Raw genomic sequence first — 17,095 nt, 5'->3', positions numbered from 1 at the left:
TAGGCCGTCAGTGTGCTCAGTGCGCGACCGGGCACGCACCCGAGTAGTCGACGGGCCAGTGCTTGATGCCGTTGAGCCAGCCGGACTTCAGCCGCTCCGGCTCGCCCATCGGCTTCAGGTCGGGCATGTGGTCGGCGACCGCGTTGAAGATCAGGTTGATGGTCAGGCGGGCCAGGTTGGCGCCGATGCAGTAGTGCGCCCCGGTACCGCCGAAGCCGACGTGCGGGTTGGGGTCACGAAGGATGTTAAAGGTGAACGGGTCGTCGAACACCTCCTCGTCGAAGTTGGCCGAACGGTAGGACATCACCACACGCTCGCCGGCCTTGATCTTGACGCCGTCGATCTCGGTGTCTTCGCTCGCCGTGCGCTGGAATGCCGAAACCGGTGTGGCCCAACGAATGATCTCGTCCACGGCCGTCTGCGGCCGGTCCCGCTTGAACAGCTCCCACTGGTCGGGGTTCTGCGAGAACGCGACCATTCCATGCGTGATCGAGTTGCGGCTGGTCTCGTTGCCGGCAACCGCCAGCATGATGACGAAGAAGCCGAACTCGTCATCGCTGAGCTTCTCGCCGTCGATGTCGGCCTGGATCAGCTTGGTCACGATGTCGTCGGTGGGGTTCTTGCCCCGCTCCTCGGCCATCTTCATGGCGTAGGTGATGACCTCGAATGACGACATCGCCGGGTCGACGTCGGCGTACTCCGGGTCCTCGCCGGCGGTCATCTCGTTGGACCAGCGGAACAACTTGTCCCGGTCGTCCTGGGGCACACCGAGCAGTTCCGCGATGGCCTGCAGCGGCAGCTCGCAGGACACCTGCTCGACGAAGTCGCCGGTGTTGGACGCCGCGGCAGTCTGAGCGATCTTCTGCGCCCGCGCCTTCAGCTCGTCCTCAAGCCGCGAGAGGGCGCGGGGGGTGAAGCCCCGGGAGATGATCTTGCGCAGCCGGGTGTGGTGCGGCGCGTCCATGTTCAGCAGGACCGCGCGCTGCAGGTCGACCGCCTCACGGGTCATCTCCTGCGGCCAGACCGGGATCGCGCCGTTCATCGCGCTGGAGAAGACGTCGCTGCGCAGTGAGACGTCCTTGACATCCTTGTGCCTGGTCACCAGCCAGTAACCCTTGTCGCCGAAGCCTCCGGTACCGCCAGGGACGTCGACCCAACGCACCGGTTCAGACTTGCGCAGCTCGGCGAGTTCCTTGACCGGGAGGCCCTTCAGGCTCATCTCGGAGTTAAGGAAGTCGAAGTCGCTGGGGATGGCGGGGCAGCCCATGTGTCTACTCCTAGAGTGATCTGCTAGTAGGTTCGACGACGCCGGACAACGCCGTCTAGTGCCTGATTGCGACCATTGAAACACGGCCCGACCGCAGATCAAAGGCGGTGCCGCATCGTCGCTTGTCAGACTAATGAAACGTGTTCTAGCCTGGCCGCATGGGTAATCCTGTCATCGTCGAAGCCACACGTAGCCCCATCGGTAAACGTAATGGCTGGTTGTCCGGCCTGCACGCCACCGAACTGCTCGGGGCGGTGCAGAAAGCCTTGGTCGCCAAGGCCGGGATCGACCCGGGCAGCGTCGAGCAGGTCATCGGCGGCTGCGTCACGCAGTTCGGCGAGCAGGGCAACAACGTCACCCGGCAGTCCTGGCTGGTGGCCGGGCTGCCCGAGCACGTCGGCGCCACCAGCATCGACTGCCAGTGCGGCAGCGCACAGCAGGCCAACCACCTGATCGCCGGCCTGATCGCCACCGGCGCCATCGACATCGGCATCGCGTGCGGCATCGAGGCGATGAGCCGAGTCCCGCTGGGCGCCAACGGCGGCGGCGCCCGCGCGGCGTCCTGGGACATCGACCTGCCCAACCAGTTCGAAGCGGCCGAGCGCATCGCCAAGCGCCGGGGCATCACCCGCGCCGACGTCGACGCACTCGGGTTGCGGTCCCAGCTGCTGGCCAAGCAGGCCTGGGCCGAGGGCCGGTTCGACCGGGAAATCTCCCCGATCGAGGCGCCGGTGATCGACGAGAACAAGCAGCCCACCGCCGAGCTGAACACGGTCAGCCGCGACCAGGGCCTGCGCGACACCACCGCCGAGGGCCTGGCGGCGCTGAACCCGGTGATCGAGGGCGGTATCCACACCGCCGGCACCAGTTCGCAGATCTCCGATGGCGCGGCCGCGGTGCTGTGGATGGATGACGACAAGGCGAAGGCGCTTGGCCTGAAGCCACGCGCCCGGATCATCAGCCAGGCCAACGTCGGCGCCGAGACCTACTACCACCTGGACGGCCCGGTGCAGTCCACCGCGAAGGTGCTGGAGAAGGCCGGCATGAAGATGGGCGACATCGACCTGATCGAGATCAACGAGGCGTTCGCCTCGGTGGTGCTGTCCTGGGCCGCGGTGCACAAGCCGGACATGGATCGGGTCAACGTCAACGGCGGGGCGATCGCGCTGGGCCACCCGGTGGGTTCCACCGGCAGCCGGCTGATCACCACCGCGCTGCACGAGCTCGAGCGCACCGACAAGTCCACCGCGCTGATCACCATGTGCGCCGGCGGGGCGTTGTCCACCGGCACCATCATCGAGCGCATCTAGTGGCCCCGGTCACCGAGACCGACCGCATCGCGGCGGCGCAGGCCTACATCGACGCGCTGGTCAGCCACGACTCGTCTGCGGTCCGATTCTCCCCCGGCTGCGTCCGGATCGAGGTCGGACTCAAGACCGGGTTTTCGGGAAATCACCTGCACCGCAGTCTGAACCGCGGGCCGCAGTTCCGGTTGATCTCGGCCGCGACGCTGCCGAAGTACAGCATCGACGGCGACGATGTGCGGGCGGTCTACGACATCATCACCAAGCCGTCGCTGTTCGGGGTCCGGGTCTGCTCGCATGTCGACGAGGTTTTCCGGATCCCCGCTGACAGCCCGGACGGCTCCGCCGTGATCCACCACATCCGCGCGGGGATTCGTCCGTTCATCCACCGTTAGAGTGAGCCCGTGAGCAACCCACCAGAGAAGCCGAAGTCACTGGATTCGCCGGTCACCGGAACGATCATCAAGTGGATGTCGCGGGCCAACACCTGGGCCTACAAGGCGACCGGCGGCCGGGTCGGCGGTCGGTGGCGGTTGGGCACCAAGCATTTTGGTGAGGTTCCCGAGGTCGGCATCCTCACCACCACCGGGCGCAAGTCGGGTCAGCCGCGGGAGTCCCCGCTGTTGTTCCTGCGTGAGGGTGACCGGGTGATCCTGGTGGCTTCCCAGGGCGGCCGCGCCACCAACCCGATGTGGTACCTGAACCTGAAGGCCAACCCGCAGGTGTCATTCCGGATCCGTAGCGAGGTGCTGTCGCTGCGTGCCCGCGACGCCAGCGAGGCCGAGCGGGCCGCCTACTGGCCCAAGCTCGACACGATGTACCCCGACTTCGTCAACTACCGGGCCTGGACTGATCGGGAGATCCCGATCGTCATCTGCGAGCCCTAGCAGTCACCGGTGATCCGGGATTCGCGGCGCCTGCGTTACGGGGCAGCCGCCGTTCCCGCGGTCGTCGCGTTGTTCGCGGCCCCGGCTGCCTGGGCTGCCGATTCGATCACGCTGGAGTTCGTGCGGCATGGGCAGGCCGGCGACAACCTGGTGATCAACAACGAGATTCCCGGTCCACCGAACTCGGCCAACAGCAGGCACACAGCGTCGCCGACCTTCTAGCCGATGACAGCGTCACCGGCATCTACTCCTCGATCATGACCCGCGCGCACGAGACCGCGGATCCCCTGGCTGAAATGCTGGGACTGCCCGTGCATGAGTTGTCCGGACTCAACGAGATCGACGCCGGTCTTCTCGCGGATCTGCCAGTGAACGTCGGCGGCCTCCCGGTGGGAGCGGTGCTGTACGCCGCGGCCCCGATGCTGTGGGCGTTGGGTCTATATTTCGTTCCGCAGCTGGGTTCCTCGGATTTCAACGGGATGGTTTTCCAGGATCGATTCTCCGACGCCGTTGCCGCGATCTACGCCGGCAGCGCAGGCGGGGACACCGATGCGGTGTTCGCCCACGAAGGGTCGATCGTGTTCTGGACGTTGATGAACGTCCAGAATCCTGATTTCGGCATCATTCTCAACGAGGCGCTGACCACGGGTGAGCTGCTGCCGTTCACCGGTGTCATCGAGGTCCGGGGAAACCCGGAGGACGGCTGGACGCTGGTCAGCTGGAACGGGCAGCCGGTCGCCGAAGATCCGGGACTGCTCACCGAGCTCTTCGTCGACGTGCGCGACGTGATCACCGCGCCGCAGATGGCGATGTTCCACATCTGGGAGGCGCTGCTCAGCGGGGGTCCGACGACATTCCTCGACGCGATCCAGGCCGGCGCCGACGATATCGGCGCGGCGGTTCTGCAGTTCCCCCTCGCAGTGTGGAACGACGTACTCGACGCCATCTGACCTGGCCAGCAAACGAGACAGCCCCGCACACGAGGCGCCGTTGCCGCCGCTGCCGGGGGTGTTACGGCGCGGAGCCAAGATTCACTTACGGAATCCAACGACGGGCACGCGCATTTTCTGCGGCACCGGAAGGGTTCACGCATAAACGGATTAGATATTCGATTCGAGTTTGCTGGCACAACAAATCCCGCAAAAACAATGCGCCGAATTCGGACCTCGGCGGCGTCCCGTGGCGCGCCGCCGAGCAACACCCTGGACGCCCTCGTTGCCGCTGCCCTCGTTCGAGAGATCGCGATCAGTTGGAGACCGGCGAAATAGTTCCGCCGCGAGGCGGCCGACTCGGCAAGCGCAGCTCTGCCGCCACCACTGTGCGACAGCACGCCCCCATAGAACATCGGCAAGAATGCCGAAATCTCGCTGGTATCGTGACGCGGAGACCTGGCGGTAGAAGTACCTAGATCACGGAAAGTAAGCCTTAGGACTGCACGGATGCACAGCTGATCCATCCGGGGGGAATGGAGGGTGTTGCCCGCTTGCGCGAGCATCCTTGCCTCTGAGAGACGGTAAATGATGTCGGATGCGAGTGCGGTGCTTTCGTCACCTTCCCGGGCGCGAACGGTCCTTGTGGTCAGCCCCGGAGACTCTCGGCCGCAATGGCAGCCCCCGACTGAGTCATTGACGACCGGGCTGTCGTGGCTGGAAAGTACTCTCGCCGAAGCGGTTGCCGCCCATGGTGGCGAACGGCTGGTGGAGGAGGACCACGAAGATAAGTTCGCCGCCGCGTTCGCAGACGCCAGTGATGCAGTGGCCTGCGCCATGGCTCTGCAGGGCGCTCCCGCGGCACCGATTCGGCCGCGGATCGCCCTGCACACCGAGAAGTTGCCGTTGGTCGAGCCGTGCGCACACCCGCGATCCCTGGTGAAACGTGCTGCACGGCTCTGCGACCTGGCCCATAGCGGTCAGACGTTGTTATCGGAAACAGCCCGGCGATTGATGGCTGATCGGCTGCCCTCGGAGACCTGGCTGGTTGAGCTGGGATCCTTTCGGCTGCGTGGCATACCGTATCCGGAGCGGGTGGCGCAGCTCTGCCACCGCGATCTTGCGATCGACTTTCCGCCGCTTCGAACCGGAAATGCGGGGCACGAGCCTTACTTTCCGACGCCGCTGACGAGTTTCGTCGGACGCGATGCGGAGTTGACCGAGCTGCGTCGGCTGGTTGATGGCAACCGTCTTGTGACGCTGACCGGCTCTGGCGGAGTGGGCAAGACGCGGCTCGCGCTGCAAGTGGCCGAGGAGTTTGTCGACCGTTTCCGCGATGGGGCATGGTGCGTGGACCTGGCGCCGATCAGTGATCCGGATCGGATTCCCGAACGAGTGACACACGTGTTGGGCCTGCCTGATCGACCGGACCGCTCCCCGGTCGACGCCCTGGTGCACTTCATCGCAGACCGGCAATTGATGCTGGTGCTCGACAATTGCGAGCATCTACTGGACGCGTGCGCGCGACTGACCGATACCTTGTTGGCCGCCGGCGCAGAGCTGACCATCGTGGCGACCAGTCGCGAACCTCTCGGCGTAGCCGGCGAAGTGACCTGGAAAACCCCTTCGCTCTCGCTCGGCGACGAGGCTGTCGAGTTGTTCCGGCAGCGCGCTCGGCTGGTCCGGCCGGGTTTCACCGACACCGATGGTGATGCTGCCTTGGTAGCCGAGATCTGTCGGCGCCTAGACGGGGTGCCGTTGGCGATCGAACTTGCCGCGACCCGGGTTCGAGCGTTGTCACTGGCCGAGATCGCCGACGGGCTGGACGAGCGCTTCCAACTGTTGACCGGTGGTGCGCGCACGGTGGTCCCACGCCAACAGACACTGAGGGCTTCGGAGGACTGGTCTCACGACTTGTTGAGCGAACCCGAGCGCGTGGTGTTTCGCCGTTTGGCGCCATTTCGGGGTGGTTTCGACCTTGATGCGGCCCATGCTGTGGCTGGCGGCACTGACCTGCCGCGCGGACTGATCATCGACAAACTCACCCAGCTAGTGGACAAATCGCTGGTGATAGCCGACAGCACCGGAGAATCGACACGCTTCCGAATGTTGCAGACCGTGCAGCAGTACGCCTTGGAGAAGCTCGAGAAGGCCGGGGAATCAGACGCCATCCGGGCACGCCACCGTGATCACTACACAGCCCTGTTCGGCTCCGAGGTGACCGCTGGGTACGGCTGGCACATTGCGCAGGCGGAACTCGAGATCGACAACCTCAGGGCGGCTTTCACGTGGAGCCGCAACCATGGCGAGCCGGAGCTTGCCGCACGTCTCGCCTCATCACTACTCCCGCTGTGGATCCACAGCCGGACGCTGGAAGGACTGGCATGGTTCAACGCGGTGCTCGTCGGCGCCACGATGGCGCCTGGCGCGCGTGCCCGCGCACTCGCGGACAAAGCGATCTTCGACGCGTTGATCGGGAATTACGGGCAGGTCGAGCAGGCAGAGGAATCGGTTTCGATCGCACGGCACCTCGATGAACCGGGACTGCTTGCCTGGGCGCTGGCCGCCTGCGGCTTCACCTGTAGCTACAGCCCCGAACTCGCCCTGCCCTACTTTGAACAGGCCATCGCGCTGTCCCCGGCAATGAACGACGATTGGCGGTTGAGCCAGATCTATGGCGTGCAGGCGTATTCGGCGTTCGTGGCCGGGGACCTCGATACGATGCGGCTCGCCGCTGAAAAAGGGGCAGTCCTCGGCGATGCGGTCGGTGACTGGTCGGTTGCTCGACTGTGCCGCCTTTGCCTGGCACTGGCGCATCTGCACCGCGCAGAGCTCACGCTGGCGGCCGAGCAGGCCCGCCAGGTAGCCACCGAGGCCGAGGCTGCACACGACCCGCTGTTCAGCTCCCAGAGTCTGACCGTCCTGGCCGAAGCCCTCGCGTGCCAGGGGGATATCCGCGGGGCGCACGCGGCGGCAGGTGCATGTGTCGAGGCCGCTGCCGAACTGATCGACTTCCACCGCGCGTTCGGCTTCGGCGCGGTTACGGACACATTCCTCGCCGCCGGTGATGTGGCCGGGGCGCTCAGTGCAGCTCGGGCGGCATGCGACGCGTGCGCGCTGCCCCAACTACTGGCGATAAACGGCAATCCGGTCGCTCGCGCCGCACTGGCATCCGGCGACCTGGCCGCGGCGCGCCGTTGGGCCGACGACGCATTGTCCGTGAGTTCGGGTATGCATCGGATACTGCTGCTGGAGATTCGTGGCCGAGTGGCCATGGCCGAGGGTGGGTTTGATCAAGCCGAACGAGATGCCAGGGACGCGCTGGCGGTGGCGGCCGACACTGAGGCAACTCTGGGCGTCCCGGATCTGATCGAACTACTGGCATCGGTGGCCGCGGCCACTGGGCGACACCACGACGCAGCACGGCTGTTCGGCTCAGCGGTGAGCGCCCGTGATCGCACCGGTGCGGTCCGTGCCAGGGTCTACGACGCCAGCTACGAAACCGCTGTCGGAACGCTGCGAGAAGTGATGCAGCAGAATGACTTTGAGCGGCTTTGGGCTCAGGGCAATGCCCTGTCGACGGCTGAGGCCATTGCGTACGCCTGCCGAGGCGACGAAAAGGGCAAGGACAAATCCAGACGCCCGTCTAGCGGTTGGGCGTCGCTGACCCCGGCCGAACGTAACGTCGTTCGGCTTATCAGTGCTGGTCTCCGAGACAAAGACATCGCTGCGCAACTGAACGTCTCACCCCGAACGGTGCATTCGCACCTGAACCGGATCTACACCAAGCTCAACATCTCGTCCCGCCTGCAACTCGCTCAAGCAGCAGCGCAAGCGCAACACACCTGACACAACGGTGTTATTCCCGCGAGCCGTCTGCGCGGTGATCGATTCAGGCAGGCCCGGCAAGCCGTCACAGCAGACGAACAGGATGTTACGTCCACCCCGGTTGCGCAGTTCGGTGAGCACCCTGGGCAACACGACATAGACTTAACTCACCAGAAAGGTGCTCCTCGAACTGGACTGATTCAACGTTTGGCAAGTCGAATTATCCCAGCTCAGAGCACCTTCCCTCATTCACAACATGCAACCGGCACGAAAGCACAGGGCTAGAGGACGATAGATGTCAGCGAACCCGAGCGAAGCGCATTCGCCGTCTTCCACAGCGCGAACAGTCCTCGTGGTCGGTCCCGGCGACCTCCGCCCACCCTGGCAATCTCTGACGGAGTCGTCGACGACCGGCCTCTCAGGACTACAAAGCACGCTCGCCGAGGTCGTGACCGCCCATCGTGGCGAACGTCTAGCGGCGCAGGACCGCGGAGACAAGTTTGCCGCCGGGTTCGTGGAAGCTGACGACGCGGTGGCCTGTGCACTGGCTTTGCAGCGTGCGCCCTCGGAGCCGATCCGGCCCCGGATCGCAATACACACCGACGAGCTGCCGCTAGTTGACCCCTGCGCACGCCTGCGAGCCCTGGTGAAGCGCGCGGCGCGGCTGTGCGATCTGACCCACGGCGGGCAGACGGTGTTGTCGGAGACAGCCCAGCAATCGATCGCGAATCGGCTGCCACCGACGGCATGGCTGGTTGATCTCGGGGTGTACCGGCTACGCGGCATACCGTATCCGGAACGGGTCACGCAGCTCTGCCACCCTGACCTCCCCACTGACTTTCCGCCGCTTCGAGCCGGAAAAGCGTTGCCTGAGCGGTATTTTCCAACTCCGCTGACAAGTTTCGTCGGACGCGAAGCCGAGCTGAACGAACTGAGGCTATTGGTTGCCTCCAACCGTCTCGTGACATTGACCGGCTCCGGCGGAGTCGGCAAGACGCGGCTGGCGCTGCAACTGGCCGATGATTTTGTCGACAAGTTCCGCGACGGAGCCTGGTGCGTGGACCTGGCGCCGATCACCGATCCGGATCTGGTCGCCGAGCGAATAGCGCACACGTTCGGCCTGCCGGATCAGACTGACCGCTCCCCGGTCGACACCCTGGCCCGCTTCGTCGCCGACCAGCAATTGCTGATGGTGCTCGACAATTGCGAGCATCTGCTGGATGCGTGTGCGCGGCTGATCGACACGCTGTTGGCGGCCAGCGCGGAACTGATCATCGTGGCGACCAGTCGGGAACCCCTCGGGGTGGCCGGCGAGGTGACCTGGCCAACTCCGTCTCTGTCGCTAGCCGACGAAGCAGTGGAATTGTTCACCCAGCGCGCCTGGCTGGTCCGGCCCGAATTCGCCAGCACCGACGACGGGGCCGCCACGATAGTTGAGATCTGTCGACGCTTGGACGGGGTGCCGTTGGCGATCGAACTTGCCGCGACACGGGTTCGAGCGTTGTCGCTGACCGAGATCCGCGACGGACTCGATGAGCGATTGCAGCTGTTGACCGGTGGTGCACGCACGGTGGTGCCGCGCCAGCAGACCCTGCGCGCCTCAATTGACTGGTCACACGACCTGCTCAGCGAACCGGAAAGGGTCGCCTTTCGCCGGCTGGCGGTATTTTTGGGTGGGTTCGACCTCAGTGCCGCCCACGCGGTCGTCGCCGGCACTGATCTGACGCGCAATCAGACCCTTGCCTGGATTACTCAGCTGGTCGACAAATCGCTGGTGACAGCCGATAGCACCGGACCCACCACACGCTATTCGATGCTGGAGACGGTGCGCCAGTACGCGCTGGAGAAGGTCGACGAAGCCGGCGAGACCGATACGCTTGGCCGCCGCCACCGCGACCACTACACCGCACTGTTCGAAACCCAATCGCCTGACGGCTATCAATGGCATATCAAGCAGGCCGAAATCGAGATTGACAACCTGCGGGCAGCGTTCACCTGGAGTCACGAACACGGTGATACCGAGCTGGCCGCTCGCCTCGTATCAGGGCTGCTGCCACTGTGGATCCACAGCCGGAGCCTGGAAGGACTCGCCTGGTTCAACGCCGTTCTGACCGGCGGCGCCGCGGTGGCACCCGCCATCCGTAGCCGCCTGCTCGCCGACAAAACCGTTTTCGAGGGGTGGAGCGGGTCCTACGATCGCCTCGATCAGGCCGAGCAGGCCGTGGCGATCGCACGCGACCTCGACGACCCGGCATTGTTGTCTTGGGCGCTGGCCGCCTGCGCCTTCACCAACTGCTATAGCCCCGAGATCGCCCTACCCTACTTCCACGAGGCGCTCGAACTCGCTCCCGCTCCCGTTCCCGGCGACTGGCGCTTAAGCCAGATATACGGCGCCTACGCCTACGCCGCCTTCGTCGCGGGCGACCTGGACACCCTGCGTCAAGCCGCCGAACAAGGACGTAACCTGGCGGAAGCGGTCGGCGACTGGTCAGCCTCACGACTCTGCCGATTTTGCCTGGGCTTAGCAGACCTGCTGTCCGGGGAGCTGGCGAAAGCTGCCACTGCGGGCCAGGAAATGGCCGCCGAGGCGGCCGCGACACACGAGCCGTTTTTCGCAGCGAAGGGCCTGATGCTGCTGGCCGAGGCCCTGGCACGCCAAGGTGACACCAGCGGAGCTCGCCGCGCTGCACAAGCAAGCGCCGACACCACTGTCAACCAAGCCGCCTTCCACCGCGGCATCAGTCTGGGTGCGTTGGTGGACGCAGCGTTGGCTGCCGGTGATGTGCCGGCGGGACAACTGGCCAGCGATATTGCGTGCGAGGCGTGCGCCCTACCGCACCTGCTGGCCATCAACGGCAACCCGGTGGCCAGGGCTGCGCTGGCATCCGGTGATACGGTCGCAGCGCGCCACCGGTCCGACGAAGCGCTCTCGTTATCGTCGGGGGTGAACCGGCTCTTACCGCTGGAGACACGTATTCGGATCGCTATCGTCGAAGGCGACTTCAAGCGGGCCAAACAAGACGCCCTCGAGGCCTTGGAGATCGCCAGCCAGACCGGCGCATATCTGGCGATTCCCGAGGTGATCGAGTGCCTGGCAACGCTGGCGGCGAGCGCCGGTCGATACCGCGACGCGGCGCGACTGTTCGGATCGGCAGTTGCCATCCGCGACCACACCGGTGCCGTCCGCTTCAAGATCTATGACGCCGACTACACCGTAGCGGTCGACACCGTGCGAAAATCGATGGGGCAGCAGGATTTTGAGAGCCGGTGGGCCGAGGGCGCCGCAATGCCGCCGGCGGAGGCGATCACCCACGCGCGCCGCGGTGACGCAAAGGGCAAGGGCGAATCCAGACGCCCGTCCAGCGGTTGGGCCTCGTTGACCCCGGCCGAGCGCAATGTCGTCCGGCTCATCAGTGCCGGTCTCCGCGACAAGGAAATCGCCGCCGAACTGAGCCTCTCACCCCGAACCGTGCACTCGCACCTGAGCCGGATCTACACCAAGCTCAACATCTCGTCCCGCCTGCAACTCGCTCAAGAAGCGGCGCAACACACCTGATGCACTAGGCGATACGAGAGTCGGGTTCGACTTGCGCCCACCGCTTCCAGTGCCGGTATTCCTCGGCGCTCAGTTCCCGGCCGAGCAGATTGGTGACAGCGACACTGTGCTCCAGGTAGAGCTCCTCGTTGCGTCGCCATGCCTGCAGATAGCGGTAGAACGGCAACCACGGATGCAGATGGTGGATCAGGTGGTAATTCTGCGACAGCATCAACGGCGCCAACAGCCATTCCATCCCCACCCGCAGCCGGGTGGCACGGTATCGGTTTCCCCGCTGGGTCTCATCGAGCCCGTGATGCGGAAGCCAATCGAAGGACCACCCGATGATGAAGATGCCGATGCGCTGCGGAATCAACAGGACTATCGCAAGAGTCCAGAAATGTTCACTAACGACAGCAGCGCCGATACCGACCACCGTCGCCATGGACAGCAGCAGCGTTTCGGCCACCTCGGCCACCGGGCGACGCCAGGAATGACGCACTCGCTTCCAGAGCTTGCGGATGTACCAGGACGCGTAGAAGAGGTCGATCAGCGCCCAACGGAACGGCAGCTGCCAGGCCGGCGCGTGCGTGGCGAACATGTCCGGGTCCCGGTCCGGGTCGTTGGTGTGGCGGTGGTGCTCACCGTGCACATACCCGAACGCCGGCAACGAGAACGGCAATATGACAAACAGCCAGGCCAGTCGACCGACCACCGTGTTCACCCAGCGCACCGAACACAGCGAGCGGTGCAACGCCTCGTGCGCCACCGAGAACATCACATAGGTGACCGCGGTGCTCAGTGGGACCGCGGCCCAAATCGGAAGGAACCCGTCGACAGTGCCGGCCACCACCAGCACGAAAACAGCCAGTGCCCCCAACGCAAGCCCGAAGGTAGGCCACGCGAAGGCCGGCATCCCCTCGCCAGGATGCGGGTGCCGCTGACGTCGGGTCGTCGCCGGCGGGTCTTCCGCCGTCTCGAGCACCGACACACGACCTCCAGCGACAGCAATTCATGAAAAACGGGCATGCAAAACGAGAACAACTGAGAGCCTACGTCACGCCCCGGCCAGGCTTGGGACGCAAGCCTGCAATGGCCGGCTAAGTAAGTATCACAATATTGACGCCAACGTATAACGCCGCTGGTCCGCGCATCAGGACTTTCGTCCCCAGGACTTTAGGCTCCGTACACCGGCACCGGCGGACGTGATTGAGCTAACAGGTCGGCGACGACCGGCCCCAACTCCGCGGGATCCCAGCGGGCGCCCTTGTCGGCCTGCGGGCCGTGCGCCCAACCCTCGGCGACGCGGATCTTGCCGCCCTCGACCTCGAAGACCTTGCCGGTCACGTCCTTGGATTCCACACTCCCCAGCCACACCACCAGTGGACTGACGTTCTCCGGCGCCATCGCGTCGAAGGTCTGGCCCTGGGTGTTCATCATGTCGGCGAACACGGTCTCGGTCATCCGGGTGCGCGCTGACGGGGCGATGGCGTTGGCGGTGACTCCGTAGCGGCCCATTTCGGCCGCGGCGACCAGGGTCAGCGCGGCGATGCCGGCCTTGGAGGCGCTGTAGGTGGCCTGCCCGACGCTGCCCTGCAGGCCGGCGCCCGAGCTGGTGTTGATGATGCGGGCGTCGACAGTTTCGCCGGCCTTGGACTTGGCCCGCCAGTAGGCGGCGGCGTGCTTCATGGTGGCGAAGTGGCCTTTGAGGTGCACGGCGGTGACGGCGTCGAATTCCTCTTCGGTGGCGTTGGCGAACATCCGGTCCCGCACGATACCGGCGTTGTTGACCAGCACGTCGAGTGTGCCGTAGGTGTCGACAGCCTGCTTGATCAGCGCCTCGGCCTGGCCCCAGTCGGCGACGTTGGAACCGTTGGCGACGGCTTCGCCACCGGCCGCGACGATCTCGTCGACCACGTTCTGGGCGGCGCTACCGCCGCCGGCCGGCGAACCGTCCAGGCCGACGCCGATGTCGTTGACCACCACTCGGGCGCCCTCGGCGGCGAAGGCCAGCGCGTGCGCCCGCCCGATTCCGCCGCCGGCTCCGGTGACGATGACTACGCGGCCGTCAAGAAGTCCCATGGCTGCTCTCTCCTTATTTGTTAGCGCTATTTGTTAGCGCTGGATGCGTCGAGGTAGGCGGGGTTCTCTCCGCCGCCGTGCACGGTCAGGCTGGCGCCGCTGACATAGGACGCCAGGTCGGAACTCAAAAATGCTGCTGCCCAACCGATTTCGGATGGTTTGGCCAACCGGCCCAGTGGCACGGTGGCGCCGACGGCTGCTACCGATTCGGCGTCGCCGTAGAACAGCTCGGACTGTTCGGTTTCGACCATGCCGACCACGATCGAGTTGATCCGCACCTTCGGAGCCCATTCGACGGCTAACGATGTGGTCAGGCTATCCACCCCGGCCTTGGCCGCACCGTAGGCCGCGGTGCCAGGGGACGGTCGGTGGCCGCTGACACTGGTGATGTTGACGATCGAGCCGCCGGTGTCCTGGGCCTGCATGACCGCGTTAGCGTGCGTGGACACCAGCAGGGCGCTGAGCAAATTGAGCTCGATGATCTTGCGGCTGAAATTGGCCGACGCATCTGCCGCAAGTGCGAACGGGGAGCCGCCGGCGTTGTTGACCACGATGTCGATCCGGCCGTGGGTGGCCACGATCGCCCCGATCAGACCCCTCACGGCGTCGTCGTCGCGGACGTCGCAGGAATGGAACTCATAGGGGGAGCCGTCCACCGGGCGCCGGGCGCAGGTCACCACCGTTGCGCCCTGATCGGCGAAGACGGCACTGATGCCCGCGCCGACGCCGCGCACTCCGCCGGTCACCAGGACCACCTTGCCGGTCAATCCGAGGTTGATCGCTTCACCCACTGTGCTAGCGTACCAAGCAAGTGCTTGCTTAGGTATCTAAGGCCCCAATACGACAGGGAAGTCCGCCCATGCCGATCACATCCAAAACCGTCGAACCGGGGATCGTCGCGGTCACCGTCGACTACCCGCCGGTCAATGCGCTGCCGTCGCGGGCCTGGTTCGAGCTCGGCGAGGTCATCACCGCCGCCGGCAACGACATGAAGACCCACGCGGTGATCCTGCGCGCCGAGGGCCGCGGCTTCAACGCCGGCGTGGACATCAAGGAGATGCAGGCCACCGAGGGCTTCACCGCGCTGATCGACGCCAACCGCGGCTGCTTCGCGGCGTTCAAGGCCGTCTACGAGTGCGCGGTGCCGGTGATCGCCGCGGTCAACGGTTTCTGCGTCGGCGGCGGGATCGGCCTGGTCGGCAACGCCGATGTGATCGTGGCCTCCGACGACGCCAAGTTCGGCCTGCCGGAGGTCGAACGCGGCGCACTGGGCGCGGCCACCCACCTCTCCCGGCTGGTGCCGCAGCACATGATGCGCCGGTTGTTCTACACCGCGGCCACCGTCCCCGCCTCGGTCCTGGCCAACTACGGCTCGGTGCACGAGGTGGTGCCGCGCGCCGAGCTCGACGAGGCCGCGCTGCGAGTGGCCCGCGACATCGCATCCAAGGACACCCGAGTGATCCGGGCGGCCAAGGAAGCCCTCAACCTCATCGATGTGCAGAAGGTCAACAGCAGCTACCGCATGGAGCAGGGCTTCACCTTCGAGCTCAACCTCTCCGGTGTCGCCGACGAGCACCGCGACGAGTTCGCCGGGACCGAGAAGGGCGCTAAGAAATGAGCAAGGTAACGACCCTCGACGACGCCGTCGCGGAACTGCGCGACGGCATGACGATCGGTATCGGCGGCTGGGGCTCGCGCCGTAAGCCCATGGCGTTCGTCCGCGCCATCCTGCGCACCGACGTCAAGGATCTGACCGTAGTGACTTACGGCGGACCGGATCTGGGTTTGCTGTGTTCGGCGGGCAAGGTGCGCCGGGCCTACTACGGATTCGTCTCCCTGGACTCCGCGCCGTTCTACGACCCGTGGTTCGCGCACGCCCGCACCACCGGGGCCATCGAGGCCCGCGAGATGGACGAGGGCATGCTGCGCTGCGGACTGCAGGCCGCCGCCCAGCGGCTGCCGTTCCTGCCGATCCGCGCCGGGCTGGGCAGCTCGGTGATCGACTTCTGGGAAGGTGAACTCAAGACCGTGGTGTCGCCGTATCCCGTTGAGGGTGGGCACGAGACGCTGGTCGCGATGCCCGCGCTGAACCTGGACGCCGCGTTCGTGCACATGAACATCGGCGATGAGCGCGGCAACGCCGCCTACACCGGGATCGACCCGTACTTCGACGACCTGTTCCTGATGTCGGCGCAGCGCCGGTTCCTGTCGGTGGAGAAGATCGTGCCCACCCAGGAGCTGATCGCCAGCACGTCACCGCAGACCCAGGTGATCAACCGGATGATGGTGGACAAGGTCGTCGAGGCCCCGAATGGCGCCCACTTCACCATCGGCGCAGCCGATTACGGCCGAGACGAGAAGTTCCAGCGGCACTACGCCGAAGCCGCCCGCTCCGACGAGACCTGGGCGGAGTTCAAGGCCACCTACCTGTCCGGCAGCGAGGACGACTACCAGGCTGCGGTCAAGAAATTCGGAGCGGAGGCACTCACATGACCGACTCACCCACACGCGCCGAGATCTGCGCCGTCGCCTGCGCCGAGCTGTTCCGCGACGCCGGCGAAATCATGGCCTCACCCATGGCCACCGTGCCCTCGGTCGGCGCCCGGCTGGCCCGCCTCACCTTCTCCCCCGACCTGGTGCTCACCGACGGGGAGGCCCGCATCCTGGCCGACACCCCGGCGATCGGCAAGGTCGGTCCACTGGAAGGCTGGATGCCGTTCAACCGGGTCTTCGAAACCCTGTCGTGGGGCCGGCGCCATGTGATCATGGGCGCCAACCAGATCGACCGCTACGGCAACCAGAACCTGTCCGCGTTCGGTGCGCTGCAGCAGCCGACCCGGCAGATGTTCGGGGTCCGCGGGGCGCCGGGCAACACCATCAACCACACAACCAGTTACTGGGTGGGCGCGCACTCGTCGCGGGTGTTCTGCGAGGCCGTGGACATCGTCTGCGGCATCGGCTACGACAAGGTGGACCCGGCCAACCCGGCATTCCGGTTCTTCAACCTGGGCGGGGTGGTGACCAACCTCGGTGTGTTCGACTTCGGCGGCCCCTCGCATGAGATGCGTGCGGTCTCGCTGCACCCCGGCGTCACCGCCGACGAGGTCACCGAGAACACCAGCTTCGAGGTGCACGGTCTGGCCGAAGCCGCGGTGACCCGGGAGCCGACCGTCGAAGAGTTGCGGCTGATCCGTGAGGTCATCGACCCCAAGTCATTGCGGGACAAAGAGGTCAGAGCATGATGATCCGCCTCCTCCTCATCG

The 17,095-nt window shown here is 65.5% G+C and carries 13 protein-coding genes; 9 read left to right on the top strand and 4 right to left on the bottom strand.

The window, feature by feature from the left end:
* Nucleotides 1-16: 16 nt before the first annotated feature.
* On the bottom strand, nucleotides 17-1,267 hold the full coding sequence (locus NM962_10545; GenBank protein ID UVO14387.1) for a cytochrome P450: 1,251 nt from the start codon (nucleotides 1,265-1,267) through the stop codon (nucleotides 17-19).
* A gap of 158 nt (nucleotides 1,268-1,425) precedes the next feature.
* Between NM962_10545 and NM962_10540 the strand changes: the two genes are divergently transcribed.
* The 6 genes from NM962_10540 (at nucleotide 1,426) to NM962_10515 (ending at nucleotide 11,771) form a co-directional block, all read left to right on the top strand.
* Nucleotides 1,426-2,577 (top strand): steroid 3-ketoacyl-CoA thiolase, encoded by a 1,152-nt coding sequence (locus NM962_10540; GenBank protein UVO14386.1) that lies wholly within the window; start codon nucleotides 1,426-1,428, stop codon nucleotides 2,575-2,577.
* On the top strand, nucleotides 2,577-2,966 hold the full coding sequence (locus NM962_10535) for a hypothetical protein (protein UVO14385.1): 390 nt from the start codon (nucleotides 2,577-2,579) through the stop codon (nucleotides 2,964-2,966). Before NM962_10540 ends, NM962_10535 begins: the two co-directional genes overlap by 1 nt.
* Before the next feature lie 75 nt (nucleotides 2,967-3,041).
* Nucleotides 3,042-3,458, top strand: a complete 417-nt coding sequence (locus NM962_10530; protein ID UVO14663.1) for a nitroreductase family deazaflavin-dependent oxidoreductase — start codon at nucleotides 3,042-3,044, stop codon at nucleotides 3,456-3,458.
* An 89-nt stretch (nucleotides 3,459-3,547) separates the two neighbouring features.
* Nucleotides 3,548-4,408 carry a histidine phosphatase family protein gene (locus tag NM962_10525; protein ID UVO14662.1) on the top strand — a complete coding sequence of 287 codons (861 nt, stop codon included), beginning with the start codon at nucleotides 3,548-3,550 and terminating at the stop codon, nucleotides 4,406-4,408.
* A 675-nt stretch (nucleotides 4,409-5,083) separates the two neighbouring features.
* Nucleotides 5,084-8,236, top strand: a complete 3,153-nt coding sequence (locus NM962_10520) for a LuxR C-terminal-related transcriptional regulator (GenBank protein ID UVO14384.1) — start codon at nucleotides 5,084-5,086, stop codon at nucleotides 8,234-8,236.
* A 427-nt stretch (nucleotides 8,237-8,663) separates the two neighbouring features.
* The gene (locus tag NM962_10515; GenBank protein UVO14383.1) at nucleotides 8,664-11,771 is read left to right on the top strand and encodes a LuxR C-terminal-related transcriptional regulator; all 3,108 of its coding nucleotides are present in this window, start codon (nucleotides 8,664-8,666) and stop codon (nucleotides 11,769-11,771) included.
* Between the two features lie 4 nt (nucleotides 11,772-11,775).
* On the opposite strand, the gene NM962_10510 is transcribed toward NM962_10515, so the two are convergent.
* From NM962_10510 to NM962_10500, 3 genes are all read right to left on the bottom strand, one after another.
* The gene (locus NM962_10510) at nucleotides 11,776-12,735 is read right to left on the bottom strand and encodes a fatty acid desaturase (GenBank protein ID UVO14382.1); all 960 of its coding nucleotides are present in this window, start codon (nucleotides 12,733-12,735) and stop codon (nucleotides 11,776-11,778) included.
* Nucleotides 12,736-12,926: 191 nt separating this feature from the next.
* Entirely contained in the window at nucleotides 12,927-13,832 is a 906-nt protein-coding gene (locus NM962_10505; protein UVO14381.1) for an SDR family oxidoreductase, read from the bottom strand.
* A 26-nt stretch (nucleotides 13,833-13,858) separates the two neighbouring features.
* Complete coding sequence (locus NM962_10500) at nucleotides 13,859-14,623, bottom strand: SDR family oxidoreductase (GenBank protein ID UVO14380.1); 765 nt, start codon at nucleotides 14,621-14,623, stop codon at nucleotides 13,859-13,861.
* A 68-nt stretch (nucleotides 14,624-14,691) separates the two neighbouring features.
* Between NM962_10500 and NM962_10495 the strand changes: the two genes are divergently transcribed.
* Genes NM962_10495 through NM962_10485 form a run of 3 tightly spaced genes read left to right on the top strand, consistent with a single transcriptional unit; the run spans nucleotide 14,692 to nucleotide 17,074 of the window.
* Nucleotides 14,692-15,450 (top strand): enoyl-CoA hydratase family protein, encoded by a 759-nt coding sequence (locus tag NM962_10495; GenBank protein UVO14379.1) that lies wholly within the window; start codon nucleotides 14,692-14,694, stop codon nucleotides 15,448-15,450.
* A complete protein-coding gene (locus NM962_10490) occupies nucleotides 15,447-16,325 on the top strand; it encodes an acyl CoA--acetate/3-ketoacid CoA transferase subunit alpha (protein ID UVO14378.1) in 879 nt (292 codons plus the stop codon). Before NM962_10495 ends, NM962_10490 begins: the two co-directional genes overlap by 4 nt.
* Nucleotides 16,322-17,074, top strand: a complete 753-nt coding sequence (locus tag NM962_10485; GenBank protein ID UVO14377.1) for a CoA-transferase — start codon at nucleotides 16,322-16,324, stop codon at nucleotides 17,072-17,074. Before NM962_10490 ends, NM962_10485 begins: the two co-directional genes overlap by 4 nt.
* Nucleotides 17,075-17,095 lie beyond the last annotated feature (21 nt).

The sequence above is a fragment of the Mycobacterium sp. SVM_VP21 genome, from assembly GCA_024758765.1.
Taxonomy (GTDB): domain Bacteria; phylum Actinomycetota; class Actinomycetes; order Mycobacteriales; family Mycobacteriaceae; genus Mycobacterium; species Mycobacterium heraklionense_C.
Note: the sequence above shows the minus strand (reverse complement) of the source record. Positions and strands in the feature narration are given on the sequence as shown.

What these genes read in the sequence shown, in the direction of transcription:
- NM962_10540 (UVO14386.1), top strand. Translation starts at nt 1,426, where the DNA reads ATGGGTAATCCTGTCATCGTCGAAGCCACACGTAGCCCCATCGGTAAA.
- NM962_10490 (UVO14378.1), top strand. Translation starts at nt 15,447, where the DNA reads ATGAGCAAGGTAACGACCCTCGACGACGCCGTCGCGGAACTGCGCGAC.
- NM962_10505 (UVO14381.1), bottom strand. Translation starts at nt 13,832, where the DNA reads ATGGGACTTCTTGACGGCCGCGTAGTCATCGTCACCGGAGCCGGCGGC.
- NM962_10545 (UVO14387.1), bottom strand. Translation starts at nt 1,267, where the DNA reads ATGGGCTGCCCCGCCATCCCCAGCGACTTCGACTTCCTTAACTCCGAG.
- NM962_10530 (UVO14663.1), top strand. Translation starts at nt 3,042, where the DNA reads ATGTCGCGGGCCAACACCTGGGCCTACAAGGCGACCGGCGGCCGGGTC.
- NM962_10495 (UVO14379.1), top strand. Translation starts at nt 14,692, where the DNA reads ATGCCGATCACATCCAAAACCGTCGAACCGGGGATCGTCGCGGTCACC.
- NM962_10485 (UVO14377.1), top strand. Translation starts at nt 16,322, where the DNA reads ATGACCGACTCACCCACACGCGCCGAGATCTGCGCCGTCGCCTGCGCC.